Source organism: Cellulosilyticum sp. WCF-2 (assembly GCF_003990395.1).
GTDB lineage: Bacteria > Bacillota > Clostridia > Lachnospirales > Cellulosilyticaceae > Cellulosilyticum > Cellulosilyticum lentocellum.
On the sequence record NZ_CP034675.1, the window covers coordinates 2,808,611 to 2,827,486 of the forward strand.

General features: G+C 34.7%; 17 protein-coding genes. All 17 read left to right on the forward strand.

The genetic code is table 11. The features are described from left to right. Positions 1 to 98: 98 nt before the first annotated feature. The 17 genes from EKH84_RS12435 (at position 99) to EKH84_RS12515 (ending at position 18,863) form a co-directional block, all read left to right on the forward strand. Positions 99 to 398: a YabP/YqfC family sporulation protein gene (locus tag EKH84_RS12435; RefSeq protein WP_127066559.1), complete on the forward strand. Its 300-nt coding sequence runs from the start codon at positions 99 to 101 to the stop codon at positions 396 to 398. A gap of 15 nt (positions 399 to 413) precedes the next feature. Continuing rightward, positions 414 to 1,646, forward strand: coding sequence for a sporulation protein YqfD (gene yqfD / locus EKH84_RS12440; RefSeq protein ID WP_127066560.1), 1,233 nt, complete (start codon positions 414 to 416; stop codon positions 1,644 to 1,646). After that, positions 1,633 to 2,601: a PhoH family protein gene (locus EKH84_RS12445; RefSeq protein WP_013657064.1), complete on the forward strand. Its 969-nt coding sequence runs from the start codon at positions 1,633 to 1,635 to the stop codon at positions 2,599 to 2,601. The genes yqfD and EKH84_RS12445 overlap by 14 nt, the downstream gene beginning before the upstream one ends. A gap of 36 nt (positions 2,602 to 2,637) precedes the next feature. Continuing rightward, positions 2,638 to 4,665: an HD family phosphohydrolase gene (locus tag EKH84_RS12450; RefSeq protein WP_127066561.1), complete on the forward strand. Its 2,028-nt coding sequence runs from the start codon at positions 2,638 to 2,640 to the stop codon at positions 4,663 to 4,665. Continuing rightward, positions 4,655 to 5,167, forward strand: coding sequence for an rRNA maturation RNase YbeY (gene ybeY / locus EKH84_RS12455; protein WP_330547543.1), 513 nt, complete (start codon positions 4,655 to 4,657; stop codon positions 5,165 to 5,167). Before EKH84_RS12450 ends, ybeY begins: the two co-directional genes overlap by 11 nt. Before the next feature lie 12 nt (positions 5,168 to 5,179). Further along, complete coding sequence (locus EKH84_RS12460; RefSeq protein ID WP_013657067.1) at positions 5,180 to 5,584, forward strand: cytidine deaminase; 405 nt, start codon at positions 5,180 to 5,182, stop codon at positions 5,582 to 5,584. Positions 5,585 to 5,605: 21 nt separating this feature from the next. Continuing rightward, positions 5,606 to 6,514, forward strand: coding sequence for a GTPase Era (gene era, locus EKH84_RS12465; protein WP_013657068.1), 909 nt, complete (start codon positions 5,606 to 5,608; stop codon positions 6,512 to 6,514). Between the two features lie 96 nt (positions 6,515 to 6,610). Beyond that, the gene (locus EKH84_RS12470) at positions 6,611 to 6,748 is read left to right on the forward strand and encodes a YqzL family protein (protein WP_013657069.1); all 138 of its coding nucleotides are present in this window, start codon (positions 6,611 to 6,613) and stop codon (positions 6,746 to 6,748) included. A gap of 7 nt (positions 6,749 to 6,755) precedes the next feature. Then, positions 6,756 to 7,514, forward strand: coding sequence for a DNA repair protein RecO (gene recO / locus EKH84_RS12475; protein ID WP_127066563.1), 759 nt, complete (start codon positions 6,756 to 6,758; stop codon positions 7,512 to 7,514). Positions 7,515 to 7,734: 220 nt separating this feature from the next. Next, entirely contained in the window at positions 7,735 to 10,383 is a 2,649-nt protein-coding gene (gene polA, locus EKH84_RS12480) for a DNA polymerase I (protein ID WP_127066564.1), read from the forward strand. Between the two features lie 10 nt (positions 10,384 to 10,393). After that, complete coding sequence (coaE, locus tag EKH84_RS12485; protein WP_013657072.1) at positions 10,394 to 11,005, forward strand: dephospho-CoA kinase; 612 nt, start codon at positions 10,394 to 10,396, stop codon at positions 11,003 to 11,005. Then, on the forward strand, positions 11,002 to 12,600 hold the full coding sequence (locus EKH84_RS12490) for a peptide ABC transporter substrate-binding protein (RefSeq protein WP_127066565.1): 1,599 nt from the start codon (positions 11,002 to 11,004) through the stop codon (positions 12,598 to 12,600). The genes coaE and EKH84_RS12490 overlap by 4 nt, the downstream gene beginning before the upstream one ends. A 104-nt stretch (positions 12,601 to 12,704) precedes the next feature. Further along, complete coding sequence (locus EKH84_RS12495; protein WP_127066566.1) at positions 12,705 to 13,604, forward strand: DUF4931 domain-containing protein; 900 nt, start codon at positions 12,705 to 12,707, stop codon at positions 13,602 to 13,604. Between the two features lie 11 nt (positions 13,605 to 13,615). After that, positions 13,616 to 15,679, forward strand: a complete 2,064-nt coding sequence (locus EKH84_RS12500) for a cell division FtsA domain-containing protein (RefSeq protein ID WP_127066567.1) — start codon at positions 13,616 to 13,618, stop codon at positions 15,677 to 15,679. A gap of 15 nt (positions 15,680 to 15,694) precedes the next feature. Further along, the gene (locus EKH84_RS12505) at positions 15,695 to 15,964 is read left to right on the forward strand and encodes an ACT domain-containing protein (RefSeq protein WP_013657076.1); all 270 of its coding nucleotides are present in this window, start codon (positions 15,695 to 15,697) and stop codon (positions 15,962 to 15,964) included. A 56-nt stretch (positions 15,965 to 16,020) separates the two neighbouring features. After that, on the forward strand, positions 16,021 to 17,379 hold the full coding sequence (locus EKH84_RS12510) for a PFL family protein (protein WP_013657077.1): 1,359 nt from the start codon (positions 16,021 to 16,023) through the stop codon (positions 17,377 to 17,379). A 23-nt stretch (positions 17,380 to 17,402) separates the two neighbouring features. Beyond that, a complete protein-coding gene (locus tag EKH84_RS12515; protein ID WP_127066568.1) occupies positions 17,403 to 18,863 on the forward strand; it encodes an aminoacyl-histidine dipeptidase in 1,461 nt (486 codons plus the stop codon). Positions 18,864 to 18,876 lie beyond the last annotated feature (13 nt).

Consider the following 18,876-nt stretch of genomic DNA (forward strand, 5'->3'; position numbering starts at 1 on the left):
AAATAGGGCCCTAGGGTCCTATTTTTTTGCGTAAATAATTAAAAGCATTCTATTTGTCCCATTTTATGCATACATATAATGTATAGGGGGGCAGTGCGATGATAAAACCAAACAAGAAAAATAAGTTAGCAAAAATCAATCTGCGGGAGCAAGTAGCCAAAGGATTGGATATTCCAACAGAGGTCATGAGCAATGTACCAGTGATTAAACTAAGTGGTAATAAGGAAATAAGTATAGAGAACTTTATAAGTCTTGTAGAATATACACCTCAAAAAGTACGATTAAATACGAGATGTGGTTTACTCATTATAGATGGTGTAGCACTTGAAGCGAAAAGCATGACGGCAGAACGTATGCTGATTAAAGGGACTATTTTACAAGTAGCTTTTGCAATATAAAGGAGGTGAAAGACTTTGTTTGTATCATTATGGCATTATTTAAAAGGGTATGTTATAGTAGAAGTAAGTGGCTATATGATAGAAAAATTTCTTAATCTTGCACTTCATCATCATATTCCTATGTGGGATGTGGTGCAAAAGGAAAATAAGGTTTGCTTTAAGACCCCTATTGAAGCTTTTAAATGCATGAAGCCTGATCTTAAAAAGGCCCACTGCAGAGCTAAAATAGTGGGTAAGAAGGGTTTTCCTTTTATAGCACATCGTTATAAAAAGCGCCGTTTTTTTGTGGCAGGTATTGTTGTTTTTATAGCTATGTTATGGTTACTGTCTTCTTTTGTTTGGTTAGTAGAAGTAGAGGGAACAGAACGTATTAATGGTCTAGATATTATTAAATCTTTAGAAAAGAAAGGGTATGAAACAGGCAAGCTGAAAAGTAAAATGAATTTACGAGAGGCAGAAACCTATTTATTACAACAATACCCTGATATTGTTTGGACAGGCATCACTTATGAAGGTACTAGGATGATGGTACGTGTCGCTGAAAGTGTTCCTAAGCCAGAAATGAGTGAGATGAATGAAAAACCTAAGATGCTTATTGCAAAAAGAGATGCACTTGTTACATATATAGCAGTAGAAAAAGGAAAGCCTCTTATAAAAGCTGGAGACATAGTAAAAAAAGGAGAACTCTTGGTTACAGGAGAGATGCCTAGAGGAGAAGAAGATGATTCGCTTTACTATACAGCTGCTAAAGCACATATTAAAGGAAAAACCACGTATACAGCTAGCGGTACAATTCAGTTCCAACAAGAAAAGAAACAATATCTTAATGAAAGTAGTAAAAAGTGGACACTTAAACTTTTTAACAAAGCCTTTCAGCTCTATGCTTCAAAACCACCTCAAGGTAATTTTGATAAACAAATTACCTTGCACCAATTAAGAATAACAAAAATGTTTCCACTACCCTTTGCTATAGAGGTCGAAAATAGAGTGGCTTATAAGCCTATGATATATACTTTAAGTGAAGAAGATGCTAAAGACCGGTTACTTTGTGAACTATGGGAGCAAATAGAAGGTAGTTTAGGAGTTGAAGCACAAATTCTTAAAAGAGAAGCATTTTTTAAGAAAACTGGAGATGCTATTACTGGAACCCTTCATGTGATAGCAGAAGAAGATATCGGTTATCGCTTGGATTTAGACCAAGGAGCAAGTCAGCAAATAAAGGAGAAAACAGATTATGAGCAAAATTGAAAAAGAACTTGAAGTACCAGCTTATGATATAGGTGCTGTATTTGGTCAATTTGATGAAAACCTTATACTTATTGAAAAAACTTTACGTGTTAGTATTATCTTGAGAAATGACAAGATTAAAGTAGGAGGAACGCCTAAGCAGGTAGATACAGCTATAACGGTACTTAATCAACTTTTTCAAGTAGCAAAGAAGAATGAAGAAATTGATGCCCAACGCGTTAAATATATATTAGATTCGTTAGATAAGTATCAAGAGGAGCAATTAAATGAACTGAGTCAAGAAGCTGTTATTTTAACGCATTTAGGAAAACCTATTAAATGTAAAACAGTAGGTCAAAGTGAGTATATTAAAAAGATTAAAAAGAATACAGTTGTATTTGGTATTGGACCGGCAGGAACCGGTAAAACTTACTTAGCAATGGCTATGGCAGTTAATGCTTTCCGTAAAAATGAAGTGAGCAAGATTATTTTAACAAGGCCAGCTATTGAAGCCGGTGAAAAGCTGGGATTTTTACCTGGTGATTTGCAAAGCAAGGTAGACCCTTACCTTCGTCCTTTATATGATGCTTTATTTGAAATTATGGGACCCGAGAATTTCGAAAAAAATATGGAAAAGGGATTAATAGAGGTAGCACCTTTAGCGTATATGAGAGGGCGTACACTTAATAATGCCTTTATTGTATTAGATGAAGCACAAAATACGACCTCGCCTCAAATGAAGATGTTTTTAACCCGTATAGGATTTAATTCGAAAGTAGTTGTCACGGGTGATTTAACTCAAGTAGATTTACCTAGCGAAAAAATGAGTGGATTAAAGGTAGCAATGAAGATTTTAGAGGGCGTAGAAGGGATAGGTTTTTCTTATCTTAGCAAAAATGATGTGGTAAGACATCCGATTGTACAACGCATAGTGGAAGCTTATGATGCCTTTGAAAATAAAGTAGAAAAAGAATAGCTAAAGAGAAGTGTAAGAGTCAAAGGGGGACAAAAGATGAAAAAAAGGAGATATGGATGGGCAATTTTTTTAGCACTAGCTTTAATCATTACATTCTTTTCAGTTATTTCAGGTAATTTCTTTACGAAGAAAGTATCCTTACAGATTGGGGAGATTGCAAAGGAAACAGTCTATGCACCTTTTCAAGTGGAAAATGAAGTGGCCACTAATCGTCTGCGTACCCTAGCAGCTGCAGGAGTGGAACCTGTTTATAAAAAAGATAGTACTGTACAAGAAAAAGCCATTGGTAATATTGAAAAATTATTTGAGGCTGTAACAGCTATTCAAACTTCGGATGTGGCAACTACTTTAGGAAAAACAGAGGTAGAAGTCCTAAGTGGACGTTCACCTATTGGTCTATATAATGAACAATATGAAACCCTACTCAGCGCGTCTACAGATGAACTAACTTATGTGAAAGATGCCTGTATTAGTATTGCAAGTGATATTTTTGCAACAGGCATTTCTAGCGAAGAGAGCAATAAAACAGTCGAGGTACGAAGTGCCATAGATAACACAGATTTAAGTGTGACTATGAAAAAAATTGCACAGGACATTATTAATGATGTTTTAGCTCCTAATGTTGTAGAAGATGAAGTGGCTACTAATGAGCAGAAAAAGATAAAAAGTGATAAGGTAGATCCTGTTTATGTATTAGCTCAAGAAAAGATTGTTGAGAAAGGCTCAAAGGTAACAGAAGAAATCTATCAGCTATTAGAAAAAGTAGGTTATTTAGATACAGATAAAACAACTAAATATAAGCAATATAGCGGCATTTTGATTTTAATGCTTTTGATGAGTTATTTAAGTTTTAAATTTATGAAAACGGGATATAACCTTAAAGTGAAAGACCAAAGACAGTTAAGCCTAGTACTCATTTTATATACTTTAGCCATTTTAGTAACGCGTGGGATGGTGGGTCTATCCTTTGTCTATCTTCCTTTAAGTGTACCTTGTATGATTATTGCGTTTGCTGTGGGACCTATTGCTGCTGCTTTTGTGCAAATATTGATTATTATTTTTTCAACCACTATCTTCAAAGGTGATATTTTATTTGTTTTATATTTTATCATTTCCGGAATTGCTAGCATTTTAATTGTAACGCGTATGGAAGAGCGGACTAAGACTGTCATGAGTGGCTTATATGTAGGAATTATCCAATGCTTTACTTTTTTAGGCCTTAAGCTTTTCGTTGGTTCAGAGTTAAATATATCAGTTATCTCACAAGGATTGGTTGCTTTTATTATGGGAATGATTTCTGTAGTGACAGTAGTAGGTGCTCTTCCTGCTTTTGAATCTTTATTTGGATTTACAACACCGATGCAGCTTTTAGAAATGACAAATCCTAATCAACCCATTTTAAAGCGTCTCTTATTAGAAGCTACAGGAACTTATTATCATAGCTTATTGGTTGCTAACCTAGCTGAGAGTGCGGCAGCAACCATTAATGCTAATCCACTTATGGCAAGAGTAGGAGGCTATTATCACGATATTGGTAAACTTACTTGTAGTAAGTATTTTAAAGAAAATCAAGGCGCGAATAATCCTCATGACTACATGACGCCAGAGGAGAGTTACAACATTATTCTTTCTCATGTCACTGAAGGTCTAAAGTTAGCAGAGGAATATCATTTGCCTCAGTATATTAAAGATATGATTTGTCAGCATCATGGGACAAGCACTATGCAGTATTTTTATATCAAAGCCCAACAAGAAAGTGATAGTGAAGTGTCAGAAAAGGCTTTTCAGTATCATGGTCCAAAACCCAAAACGAAAGAAGCTGCCCTTGTTATGTTAGCTGATGTAGTAGAAGCAACTATAAGATCAATGCAGGATAAATTAGGTAAAGAATTAACCATTGAATCGGTGGTTAGAAAAATGGTGAAGCAAAAATTAGATGAGGGACAGTTAGATGAATGTGAATTATACATATCTGATATCGATAAAATTATAGATTCCTTTACAAAAATGCTAACAGGTATGTATCATCAACGCATTGCTTATCCAGAAAGGAATGAAAAGTAAAGTGACACTCTATTTAGAAGATGAAGTTGATTTTTTTAAAGAACAATATGAATTATTAGAACAAGTAAAAGCTGTTATTAATCAATGCTTGGATGAGGAAGATGTTCCTTATGAGGTAGAAGTAAGTTTGACGGTAGTTGACTTAGATGCCATTCATGAAATTAATAAAGAACATAGGGAGATAGATCGTCCAACGGATGTACTTTCCTTTCCGCAAATAGATCCAGAATATATTGGGCATATTAATTGGGATACCCTTGATACTGCTAGTTGTGTCAATTATGACACAGAAGAAGTGATCCTAGGAGATATTATTTTATGTGCGGATAAAGCTAAAGAACAGGCAAAAAATTATGGGCACTCTTTGACGAGAGAAGTCTGTTTTTTGGTAGCTCATAGTATGTTTCATCTTTTAGGATATGACCATATGACAGAAGAAGATGAAAAAACTATGGTCAGAAAGCAGGAAAGTGTGTTACAATGTCTTTCCATATTAAGATAGAGGATGATTAACATGAAACAATATAAAGAGTTATTAGTAAAAGCACATGAGGCACAAGAACAAGCTTATGTACCTTACTCAAAATTCAAAGTAGGTGCAGCTGTGCTGATGAAAAGTGGTAAAATTTACACAGGCTGCAATATAGAAAATGCTTCATTTGGTGCAACTAACTGTGCTGAGAGGACAGCTATTTTTAAAGCTGTATCAGAAGGCGAACATGAAATTGCAGCTATTGCCATTGTAGGAAGTCACAATGAGTTTACTTATCCTTGTGGTATTTGTAGACAAGTCATTGCTGAGTTTATGAGTGAGGGAGATTTTATTTTTGAAAATGCAGAAGGTGAAATGAAAGTTATTCCATTTGCGGAAATGTTCCCTTATACGTTTACAAAAGTAGATTTATTAAAAGAAGAGTAGCAATACTCATAGGAGGAAAAAATGAAAGAACCATTTAAGTCAGGCTTTGTTTCTATTATTGGTAGACCTAATGTAGGAAAATCAACTCTTATGAACAAGCTGATTGGCGAGAAAGTTGCCATTATGTCAAATAAGCCACAAACGACACGTAACCGTATTCAAACTGTTTTAACAACTAAGCATTATCAAGCTGTTTTTATTGATACTCCAGGTATTCATACACCTAAAAATAAGCTAGGTGAATTTATGGTAAAATCAGCTATGACTACCTTAAATGAAGTAGATGCTATTTTTTATCTAGTAGAAGCAGAGCCATTTATAGGAAAAACGGATCAAGAGATTATCGAACGCTTAAAAGGCATTCAAACACCTGTTTTCCTATGTATTAATAAAATTGACAGTGTTCCTAGAGAAACAGTTCTTAAAACCATTGAAACATACCGTGAGGCCTATGACTTTAAGGAGATTATTCCAATCTCAGCATATGAAAATACCAATGTAGATGCTATTTTAAAATGTATGCCAGCTTATTTACCAGAAGGACCACAGTTCTTCCCAAGTGATATGCTGACTGACCAACCTGAGCGTCAAATTGTAGCAGAAATGATTAGAGAAAAAGCCCTTCATCTATTAGATAAGGAAATTCCACATGGTATTGCCATAGAGATTGAAACCATGAGAAAAAGGGAAGAAGGAGACATTGTAGATATAGAGGCTACTATTGTTTGTGAAAGAGATTCCCATAAACGAATTATTATAGGTAAACAAGGACAAATGATTAAAGCTATTGGCTCTAAAGCGCGTTATGATATGGAACGTCTATTAGGCTCGAAAATTTATTTAACGCTTTGGGTAAAAGTGAAAAAGAATTGGCGTGATAGTGATTTTCTTATTAAAAACTATGGATATGATAAAAGAGATTTAATGTAAAGTTGTCAAGGCCTTTTGAATTGGTAGTTTTTTTGTAGGATAGCTTCGTAAAAATTGCGTAACTTAACTATAAATCAACCAATAGGGGGTTATAAAATGTTACAAGAATTTTGGAGTTATTTTATGACAACAGGTAATATTGATGCGTATATGAATTACAAAGCATATGAAAGAGAGTATCATAGTCATATTGGCACCCAAGGGCTGCCTAAAGAAACGCATGAGGTAGGATGATTGTAACATGATGGTAAGAACAAAAGCATTAGTCATTAAAGAATACATTGTGGGAGAGAGTGATAAATATATCACTCTCTTTACAAAAGATTTAGGACGCATTCAAGCTATTGCGCCTAAAGCTAAAAAGTCAGATAAAGGATTTGCTTCGGCAACTCAATTATTTGTTTATGGAGATTTTATGCTGACTTCTTATAAAGATACATATCGTTTAGTATCAGTAGATCTGATAGAGATGTTTCATAATATTAGAAACGATTTATCTGCTTTAAGCTATGCGAGTTATATGATGGAATTTATTTATTATGTGACCGAACCAGGCTTATCACAAAGTGAATTATTGAAGCTCACACTAGTGACCTTGCAAGCTTTAAGTAAATCAGAGGCAGACTACAAACGGATTAGGCGAGTATTTGAAATAAGAGCTCTAGGCTTGTTAGGTTTTATGCCTCAGCTTTTTGCTTGTGTAGATTGTGGTTTGGCAATAGATGAAAAAGCGGAAGCACATTATTATTTTTCAGCAGAAGCGGGGGGACTTGTTTGCAAAGGGTGTAAAGGAACTTATGAGGATGTAGTTTCTTTAAGTTATAGTACATTATATACCCTGCAATATATCTTAACCGTCTCTTTAAAGCAGCTTTATCATTTTCAAATCAGTGAAGAAGTACAAAAAGAGTTAGATGCTGTAGGTAATCACTATGTACCGTATTATGTTGATAAGCCTTTTAAAACGCTTGATTTTATTGAGAGATTAGAAAAATTATAGAACAGACTTAATCTGAAAACTAACAGACTAAGTCTGTTTTTTAATTAATAATAAATATTTTTTAGTTTTAGTGAAGGAAAGCTTAAATTCTTGTAAGAAATACTGTAAAAAATTAGCACATAGGGTATACTATAAGAGAAAATGAATAACTTATGGTTTAACATAACGAGATGAGGGAAAATATGTTATACTACTTTTAAATAAATGAATGAGGTGCTATATGAAACAGAAATTATTATTATTTGATGGGCATAGTATTGCCAACCGTGCCTTTTATGGGGTGCCTTTATTAACGAATAAAAGCGGTCAATATACCAATGCGATATATGGTTTTTTAAATATGATGTTAAGTATTATGGAAAAAGAAAAACCTGATTACTTAGGTATTACCTTTGATTTAAGTGTACCAACCTTTAGACATGAATTTTCAGCAGATTATAAAGGGAATCGAAAAGGTATGCCAGAAGAGCTTAGGGTACAGATTCCGTTGCTTAAAAAGGTACTCAAAGCAATGCATATTCACATTATTGAAAAAGAAGGTTTTGAAGCAGATGATGTTTTAGGGACCTTGGCTAAAGCTGGAGAAAAAGCAGGGATGCAAGTAACTGTTGTGTCTGGAGATCGAGATTTATTCCAAATTACATCGGATATGATTGAGATTAAGATACCTCGTACAAAAAAGACAGGAACAGAAATCGAAAGCTTTTTTGCCAAAGACGTTGTAGAAACCTATGGTGTGTCACCAATAGCTTTTGTGGATGTTAAAGGGCTTATGGGAGATGCTTCTGATAATATTAAAGGAGTACCAGGTATTGGTGAAAAAACAGCTATTAAACTTATTAAGGAATACGGTAGTATTGAGAATCTTCTAGATCAGGTGGATCAAATTACACAAAAGAAACTTAAGGAAAATTTAATGACTTATGCGCAGGATGCTAGGGACAGTAAAATGTTGGCTACTATTATTTGTGATGTTCCCTTAGTTTATAAATGGAGCGATTTTGAGTTTGATTTAGCTCTAGATAGTGAAGCAACAGCACTATTTAGAGATTTAGAGCTTAAGTCCCTTTTAACAAAACTACCCAAGATGGAAAATGAAGCTATAGCAGAAGCAGAAGAAGTTAAAGTAGAGCAGTGGAAGACAACAGATTTTGAAAAGTTTTTACAGGAAAGCAAGGACCAAATGGTCGGGATAGCTTATTTTGTAGAAGATAATACATTAGGTTTGGGTGTTGCTATAGGAGAGCGAGTAGGGTATAGTGAGTGGGACTTAACAGATACAGAAGCTAAAGCTGTTTTGATAGAGTTTCTAGAAAGTGCGACTTATCAAAAAATCGTTCATGATAGTAAAAATTTCAAACATGAACTTTTAAAAGTAGGATTGGGATTAAATGGTGTTTGCTTTGATACTTTCATTGCAGCGTATTTATTACATCCAACTAATAAGAGCTATGATCTAGCAGAACTAGAAGAACTTTTCATTAATAAACAAAGCTTAATGAGTTTAGAAAACCTATTAGGGAAAGGAAAAAGCCAAAAAACATGGTTACAGCTAGAAGATGAGGAACGTATAAATAATTTAGGAAAGAGGTCGCAGTTAGCTTTAAGTGTAACAGAAGCTATGAAAGAAGCACTTCAAGAACAAAACATGACTAGATTATTTTATGATATAGAAATGCCACTTATTGATGTTCTTTTTGATATGGAGGTTGAGGGAATTAAAGTGGATCCAGAAGGGCTCAGAAGTTATGGAGAAGAACTACAGGGGTTATTAGATACTTTGACAACTTCTATCTATGAAGCAGCTGGTGAAAGTTTTAATATAAATTCACCTAAACAATTAGGTGTTATTTTATTTGAAAAACTAGGTATTCCATGTGCTAAAAAAACGAAAACAGGCTATTCTACAGCAGCAGAGGTGCTAGAAGCTTTAAAAAATGACTATCCTATTGTGGCACAGATTCTAGAATACCGTCAGTATGCTAAATTAAAATCCACGTATGTAGATGGGCTGTTAAATGTACTAACTGAACAAAATAAGATTCATTCTACCTTTAATCAGACTATTACAGCTACAGGACGCTTAAGTAGCACAGAACCTAATTTACAAAATATCCCTGTTAAATTTGAAATGGGTAAGAAAATTCGTCAGCTATTTGTACCTAGCTCAGAAAACCATATTTTTTTAGATGGAGATTATTCTCAAATCGAGCTAAGAGTACTTGCCCATATGTCGGGAGATCCAACGCTTATCAAAGCTTTTAAAGAAAATATTGATATTCATGCACTAACAGCTTCGCAAGTTTTTCATGTGCCTTTTGAAGACGTGACAAGTATGCAGCGTAGTAATGCAAAAGCTGTTAATTTTGGTATTGTATATGGTATTAGTGCCTTTGCATTGTCAGAGGATCTTAAAATTAGCCAAAAAGAAGCTCAAAAATATATCGATGGCTATTTTGAAAAATATCCTTGTATTAAAGCCTATTTAGATGAGATTATTGATTTCGCTATGCAAAATGGTTATGTAGAAACCTTATATCATCGAAAAAGAGAGATTCCAGAGATATTAGCAAGCAATTATAATATGAGGGAGTTTGGGAAGCGTGTTGCTATGAACACACCTATTCAAGGAACCTCGGCTGATATTATTAAGATTGCTATGATTCGTGTACATCAAAAACTTAAAGAACACAGTCTTAAGTCAAAACTTATTTTAACAGTTCATGATGAACTTTTAATTGATGCCCATAAAGATGAAGTTGAAATTGTTAAAAAACTTTTAAAAGAAGAGATGGAACATGCAGCTGATTTAAGCGTGCCACTTGTAGTAGATGTACATCAGGGGGCCAATTGGTTAGCAGTAAAATAGGAGATTAGAAATGAAAGTGATTGGAATAGTAGGGGGAATAGGTGCGGGAAAATCAACAGTGGTAGCACTGATGAATGAAATAAAACCTATTCATAGTATATCAGCAGATTTAATTGGTCATGAAATTTTACGAAAAGGCCAAAAGGGGTATGGGCCAGTAATAAAAGCTTTTGGTGAGTCTATTTTAGATGAAAGTGGAGAAATTGTAAGAGAGCGTTTAGGTAAAATGGTATTTGGAAATCCAGAGCGTTTAGAAAAGCTTAATGCCATTACACATCCACTTATTACAGAGATTATTAAGGAGCGTATAGTGAGTTATCAGCAAATAGCACCTAGTCAACATATTGTTTTAGAAGCTGCTCTTTTAATCGAAAGCGGTTTGATTCAATTGACGGATGTAGTGATTGCTGTTTATGCAGAAGTATCGGAGAGAACCAAACGTGTTATGATGCGGGATGGCATTGATGAAACACAAATGATTCGCAGGCTTAAAGCACAAAAAGAGTGGGAAGAAATAGAAAGGGTAGCTGATTATATCATCGATAACAGTATTTCTTTAGAAGCTACTAAAATGCAAATTCAGCAAATTTTAATTGCACTTGAGGAGGAGGAAATAGGATGAAAAAGTGGCATAAAATAATAGGTGTTATGACTTTATTAGCGTTTTCGTTAGTTGGTTGTGGACGAGGAGAACTAGCGGAAGGCAAACAGGAGCCTAATGAAGTAGAAGTAGAGCAAACAACAGCTCCTAAAACACCTGATAACCGCATGGTGATTGCTATGGATACACCAGTTACCTTACATCCTCTTTATAATACACAAGAAACAGTAGAACAAGCCTTATACCTTATATTTAGTCCACTTATTAATATTGAAGAAAACGGAACAATTAGCAGTAATTTAGCGGAATCCTGGGTGGTTAATGAAAGTAATACAGCTATAACCATTACCCTAAAGAAAGATATAAAGTGGCATGATGGTATGTCTCTTACAACGGATGACGTACTATATACATTGAATCAAATAAAATCTATTCCTGATAGTCCTTATAAAGATACAGTAGCTAACTTGCAAGAAATGGTGAAATTGGATGATACGACTTTCAAACTCGTCTATAAAGGGAGTTATAGTGGCGTGTTACAAACCTTATTTTTCCCTGTTATACCTGAACATATTTATAACGTATCAGGTGAAGATACATTAAATATTACACCAGTAGGTTCCGGTCCTTATATGTATGAAAGTACCACGCCAGCTAAGTCTATTATGCTCAAAGCAAATCCAGGTTATTTTAAAGGAAAACCACAAATTGAGGAAGTACAAATCAACTTTATTCCAGATCAACAAAGTATGTTATATGCTTTTAAGCAGGGGTTAATTGATGTAATCTATACTAAGGAAACGGAATGGGGTAAATATATCAATGATGAAGCTTCCACGGCATATGAGATGATATCTCCTGTTTATGAGTTCATGGGAGTTAATCACAACAAAGTGTTATTTCAAAATGCAGCTATTAGGGAAGCATTACTTTATGGCATTAACAGACAGGAAATGGTTCATCTTTTTTATCTTGACCATGCGGTTGTAACAGATACACCTATTAGTCCTATTTCCTATTTATATGATAGAACATTGGAAATAAAAAGTTATGATAAAGAAAAAGCTAAGCTTTTACTTACTCAAGAAGGCTATGAGAAAGATGGAAATACTGGATTTTTGAGTAAAAATGGTGCGCCACTTAGTTTCACCTTACTTGTTAATGAAGAAAATCGAGATCGCATGAAAGTTGCTAAACAAATACAAACTATTTATAAAGAAATAGGTATCGATCTTAAGGTAGAAGCCGTAAATGAAACCACTTATTTAGAACGTATTCAGACAAAGCAATTTGATGCTTTTTTAGGAGGTTATCAGTTAGGTTATGCAACAGATTTAAGTTTTGCTCTTCATTCATCTAGTATTTTAAATGGGGAAAACTATACAAGTTATAAAGATCCACAAATGGATGAGCTATTGCAACAGGCTTTTTTAGCAACACCTGAAGCAGCAATAGATGCTTATCAAAAATTACAACAATATTTTGTAAAACAGACACCTTATATTAGTTTGTATTTTAAAAAATCTGTTTTAATTACCCATAATGAAATTCAAGGTGATATTAAACCTACACCATTAAATATTTTTGCTAATGTAGAAAAATGGACTAGAAAATAAAATCAAAAGAACAAGGGATGCCTTGTTCTTTTGATTTTATGCATATTATTACTTTAAATTTAAATAACTATAGTGTAAAATGGTAAAAAGAAAGGCGATGGCCTATGAGTAAATATCGCAACTATTTTTTTAATGATAGCATTGTTGCTCCGTCAAGAATAAACCGCCCTATGGTGGGAAAGCAGAATGAAGCTTGTCCATTTTGCAAGGAAAATGAAAAGGAGTTAGAAGTGATTTATGATGAAGTATGGGAAGGAGAAAAGCTTCTTGTACGCATTTTAGCAAATAAATATCCTGTTATACCCATTCAAGGTGATTATGCAGGCTTACATGATGTCATTATTGATACAGCTAATCATTGGGAGCATCCTAAAGATTTTTCTCCAGAGCATTGGCAGGTATTACTTTTAACGATGCAAAAAAGATGGCAACAACTAAGCAAGAATGAAAAAATAGTTTTTATACAAATTTTTAAAAATCATGGCTCTCTAGCAGGAGCCAGTATTTATCATTCCCACTGGCAATTAGTAGCTATGACTAAGATTCCTTATGGCATGATTTCACAGTATGAAAAATATCAAAAACAAAAAGAAAGCCCATGCTTTTTATGTGAAAGAAATCATTTAAAAGAGGCAATTCTTATAAAAGAAACTTCATTGTGGAGGCTTATTATACCACCAAACCCTGAGTTTAATTACGAAATTTGGTTAGTACCTAAAAGTCATAGGCAACACTTTGGAGAGTTAGTACAAAAGGAAGTAGTAGAATTAGGAAACTTACTCAAACAATTACTAATGGTTTATGATATCCTTTTGCCAGAGGGTGCTTTTAATATTTGTATGATGAGTGGTGATTTAAGAGGGGAGTGGCAATACCACTTTCATATTAAATTAATGATGAGAATAGGTCATATTGCAGGTTTTGAAATTGCTACCCATTGCCATATTTTAATGATAGATAGGGAACAATATGCTTTAAGAATAAAACAACTATTACAGGGATAGGTGATGTACGCGTGAAGGACTATATAAGAGATACACTTTGCTTTGGTTTAGATATTGGCACCCGTACCGTTATAGGTGTGGTAGGTTATAAGGAAGGTAATGAATTTGTCTTGGTAGACTATGAATGCATGGCTCATGAAGAACGAGCTATGATGGATGGGCAAATTCATGATATTCAAAAGGTATCTAAGGTGGTTTATGAAGTTAAAACAGCTTTAGAAAAACGCTTGAAATTAGAACTTAAAGAAGTAGCTATAGCAGCAGCTGGTCGTGCTTTAAGTACACAAATTGTAAATGTAGCTCAAAATTATGAAGATGTCCAAGAATTTAACTTAAATCATATTCATCATTTGGAACTAGAAGGTGTAGAAAAAGCGAAGGCAATGCAACAAAGTGAAAATACAGATGCAGATTATTTCTGTGTTGCGTATTCGGTTATACAATATTTTCTAGATGATTATGTGATGACTAATTTAGAAGGACATAAAGGTCATAGTATTGGTGCAAAGCTGATAGCTACTTTTTTACCTAAACAAGTGATTGATAGCCTATATGCGGTAACCGAGAGAGCTGAACTCGCAGTTAGCCATTTGACCTTAGAACCTATTGCAGCTATTAATGCAGTTATTCCAGAACAAATTAGATTACTTAATCTTGCTCTTGTAGATATAGGGGCAGGCACTTCTGATATTGCCATTACAAAAGAAGGAAGTGTTGTAGCTTATGGAATGATTCCTACTGCTGGTGATGAAGTAACAGAAGCGATTATACATAAATACTTAGTTGATTTTCAAACGGCAGAACGTATCAAAATACAAGCCTTAAATGAAGAGAGTATTACTTTTACAGATATCTTAGGACTTACTCAAAAAATAACGACTAAAGAACTAAAAAAGGTAATGGCACCAGTAATTGATACACTTACCTTACAAATTGCAACTAAGATTGTGGAACTCAACGGTAATAATCCACCTAATGCTGTGTTCTGTGTAGGAGGAGGCAGCCAGATGTTTGGTTTTACTACTCGTCTAGCTCAGCATTTAAAGTTAGCAGAACAAAGAGTGGCCGTTCGTAGTACGACACACTTGGTTCATATAAAAGATGAAATTGGCATGATTGATAGTCCTGAAATGATTACACCACTAGGCATTTGTATGACGACGATACAAAATAAATATAGTCAATTTACATTCGTTAATCTAAATGGTCAAAAAGTACAGCTTTTAAATGCCAAGAAGCTAACCGTATTAGATGCTATTGTAGCTATGGGAATAGAACATACAGCCATATTCCCTAAAAAAGGTGAGACATTAATGTTCAAATTAAACGGTGAAAGAAGGCGCATTAAAGGGGAGAATGGTATACCAGCTTCTATTTTATTAAATGGTGAAACTGCAACCATTCATGACCATATTCAAGACGGAGATACAATTCAGGTAGAATTTGGTGTAAATGGGACACCTGGTAAAGCAAATTTGGCAGACTTCTGTAAAATAGAAAAGAAAATAAGTATAGAAGGAAAAAATATGACTTTGCCTTTAGTAAAGGTTGGAGGTCATATTGTTTCTGGGAATTATGAGATTATGTCAAATGACTTAATTGAAGTACAATCGATTCAAACAGTAGCAGAACTTTTAGAAGCTATGTCAATAGATCCTAAAAATAAACTAATTACAGTTGATTTTGAACCAGTTAATTTAGATTATGTCCTAAAAGATGGAGATGCTTTGCTTATTGATACAAAAGTGAAGGGGATGCAGGAACAAAATGCAGCATCGGTAACAGAAAGAAGGATACCTGAAGAAAAAGAGACACCAATAATAGAAGAATCTCATCAAAGTAGTAGGGTGTCAGAGAAAGTAATGAGTGAAAATCTGTATATTATTGCAAATGATAAGACTGTTGCTTTGCCTAAAAAAGAGTCCGATTACATTTTTGCGAGTATATTTGATTTTATAGATTTTGATTTAAGTAAACCTCAAGGAACAGTTCAGTTAGAGAGAAATGGTCAACCTGGTGCTTTAACAGATGTTTTACAAGATGGGGATGTACTTAAAATTTTTTGGAAGAAATAACAGGAGGATAGGAAAATGAAAGGGATTATTACAGTAGTAGGAAAAGATAAAGTAGGGATTATTGCAAAGGTGTGTACTTTTTTAAGTGGTGAAAATATTAATATTTTAGACATTTCACAGACTATCGTTCAAGATTACTTTAATATGATGATGATTGTAGATATTACGGCAATAGAAAAAGATTTTGAGAAAGTGGTAGATGCACTTGTTGCATTAGGACAGGAGATTGGCGTAGACATTCGTCTTCAGCATCAAGATATTTTTGACAATATGCACCGTATTTAAAACATTCAGGGGAAATGATGTGAGAAGGTGTTTTCAAAAAGAAAGGAATAAAAACCATGATTTCAAGATATGAAGTGCAAGAAACCAATAAAATGATTCAAGAAGATAATTTAGATATTCGTACCATTACCATGGGTATTAATTTGATGGATTGTATATCAGATGATATGAATAAACTATGTGATAATATCTACGAAAAAATCACAAGCAAAGCTGAGCATTTAGTAGAAACAGGAGAAATAATCTCTAAGAAGTATGGCATTCCTATTGTTAATAAACGTATTTCAGTTACACCTATTGCTTTAGTAGGTGGAGCTACTAAAGCTAATTCATATGTACCTATTGCTAAAGCCTTAGACCGTGCGGCACAAACCGTAGGTGTTAACTTTATTGGGGGTTTTTCGGCTCTTGTGCATAAAGGATGCTCAAATGCAGATAATGTGCTTATAGAGTCTATTCCAGAAGCACTCGCGGTAACACAGAATGTATGTTCATCTGTGAATGTAGGAACAACACGTACAGGTATTAATATGGATGCTGTTAAACGTATGGGTGAAATTATTAAATTAACCGCAGAGCGTACAGCAGACCGTGGTAGCATTGGTTGTGCTAAACTAGTTGTCTTCTGTAATGCACCAGAAGATAATCCATTTATGGCAGGTGCTTTTCATGGTGTAGGTGAAAGAGATACCGTTATTAATGTGGGTGTTAGTGGCCCGGGTGTTGTAAAAAAAGCACTAGAGACTGCAAGAGGTGCTGATTTCGAAACTTTATGTGAAACTATTAAACGTACAGCTTTCAAGATTACAAGAGCAGGGCAAATGGTAGCCAAAGAGGCGTCTAGCATATTAGATATACCTTTTGGAATTATCGACTTATCTTTAGCACCAACTCCAGCGGTAGGAGATAGTATTGCTGAGATTTTTGAAGAAATGGGGCTCGAAAGTGCTGGGGCACCAGGAACAACAGCTGCCCTTGCGATTTTAAATGATTGCGTAAAAAAAGGTGGCGTTATGGCTTCATCTTATGTAGGTGGATTAAGTGGTGCTTTCATTCCTGTAAGTGAAGATCACGCTATGATTAAAGCAGCTGAAAGAGGTGCTCTTACACTCGAAAAACTAGAAGCTATGACTTGTGTGTGCTCAGTGGGGCTTGATATGGTTGCTATTCCAGGAGCTACAAGTGCAGCTACTATTTCGGGAATTTTAGCTGATGAGATGGCTATTGGTATGATTAATGCTAAAACGACAGCTGTTAGAATTATTCCAGTTATTGGGAAGGGTGTAGGCGAACAAGTAGAGTTTGGTGGTCTTTTAGGTTATGCACCTATTATGCCAGTTAATAACTATAAATGTGATGCCTTTATAGCAAGAGGTGGTAGAATACCAGCGCCTATTCATAGTTTTAAAAATTAATTTGGTTAAAAGGAGAAATACTTATGTCAGACGTTTTAAAAGCATTACAGCCTAGGAAAGTATTTGAGTATTTTGAAGTAATTAGTAACATTCCACGTGGTTCAGGAAATGAAAGAGTCATTAGTGATTATATGGTGAAATTTGCTACTGATCTTGGATTAGAGGTAAAGCAAGATGAAGCTTATAACATCTATATTAAAAAGCCTGCAACCCCAGGTTATGAAAATGCACCAACAGTGATTTTACAGGGACATCTAGATATGGTGTGTGAAAAAAACAAAGAAAAGGCACATGATTTTGAAAAAGATGGTCTTGAGCTTTATATAGAAGGGGATTGGATCGGTGCCAAAGGAACAACGTTAGGTGCTGATAATGGTATTGCTATTGCATATCAAATGGCAGTTTTAGCAGACGATACCCTTAAGCATCCTGCACTTGAATGTTTAATGACTACAGATGAAGAACGTGGCATGAGCGGTGTTGCTCATTTACATCCTGAGTACTTATCAGGTAAGGTGCTATTAAATTTAGATACAGATGTAGAAGGTGAATTTTTATTAAGCTGTGCAGGTGGTGCCAAGGCATATCTGACCATGGTTTTAGATAAAGAAGCAGCTAGTCATGAATTAGTGTATTATCGTTTAGTTTTAAATGGTTTAAAAGGTGGGCATTCAGGTGCGGATATTCACTTTGAAAGAGCCAATGCACATATTTTAATGGGGCGTATGCTATATGCTTTAAAAAGTAAAATAGACTTCAAACTAGCTGAAATAATAGGTGGGTCTAAGGATAATGTGATCACTCGTGAATGTGAAGTGACTATAGCCGTTAAAAAAGAACAAGTAGAGACATTGAAAGCTACAGCTTATGAAATGGTAGAGGTATTTCAAAAAGAATACAGTGCCCAAGAGGAACATATTTGCCTTACATTAGAAGAAGTTGCAGTTCCTAAAGAGGTGCTAATAGACGATTGTTTAAATAGACTCATAGATATTCTTGTAATGATTCCTAATGGCGTTATGGGTTACGATCAACACATGAAAGGGTTAGTTCAAACATCACTTAACTTGGGAATTTTACAAATGCATAGTGACCGCATCGAATTAGGAAGTGCAGTGCGTAGCAGTGTTGCTTCTCGCAAGGTAGAGTTACTTGCAAAATTAGAAGCTTTTAGCCGAGCTTTTAATTTAAAATTTGAAGTAAAAGGTGATTATCCTGCATGGCAATATAATGAAAATTCTCGTATTGGAGAATGTGCAGGTGAACTTTATATGAAGATGTACGGTAAGGAACCTATCATGACAGCTATTCATGCTGGACTTGAATGCGGTTTTATTGCTGAGAAATTACCGGGCCTTGATATGATTTCGTTTGGGCCTAATGTGAAACATATTCACTCACCACAAGAAGTGGCAAGTATTTCTTCTATGGCTCGCGTTTATGAATATCTTGTTAAACTTTTGGAAAACCTAGTAGCGTACTAAATACGGGAGGCTA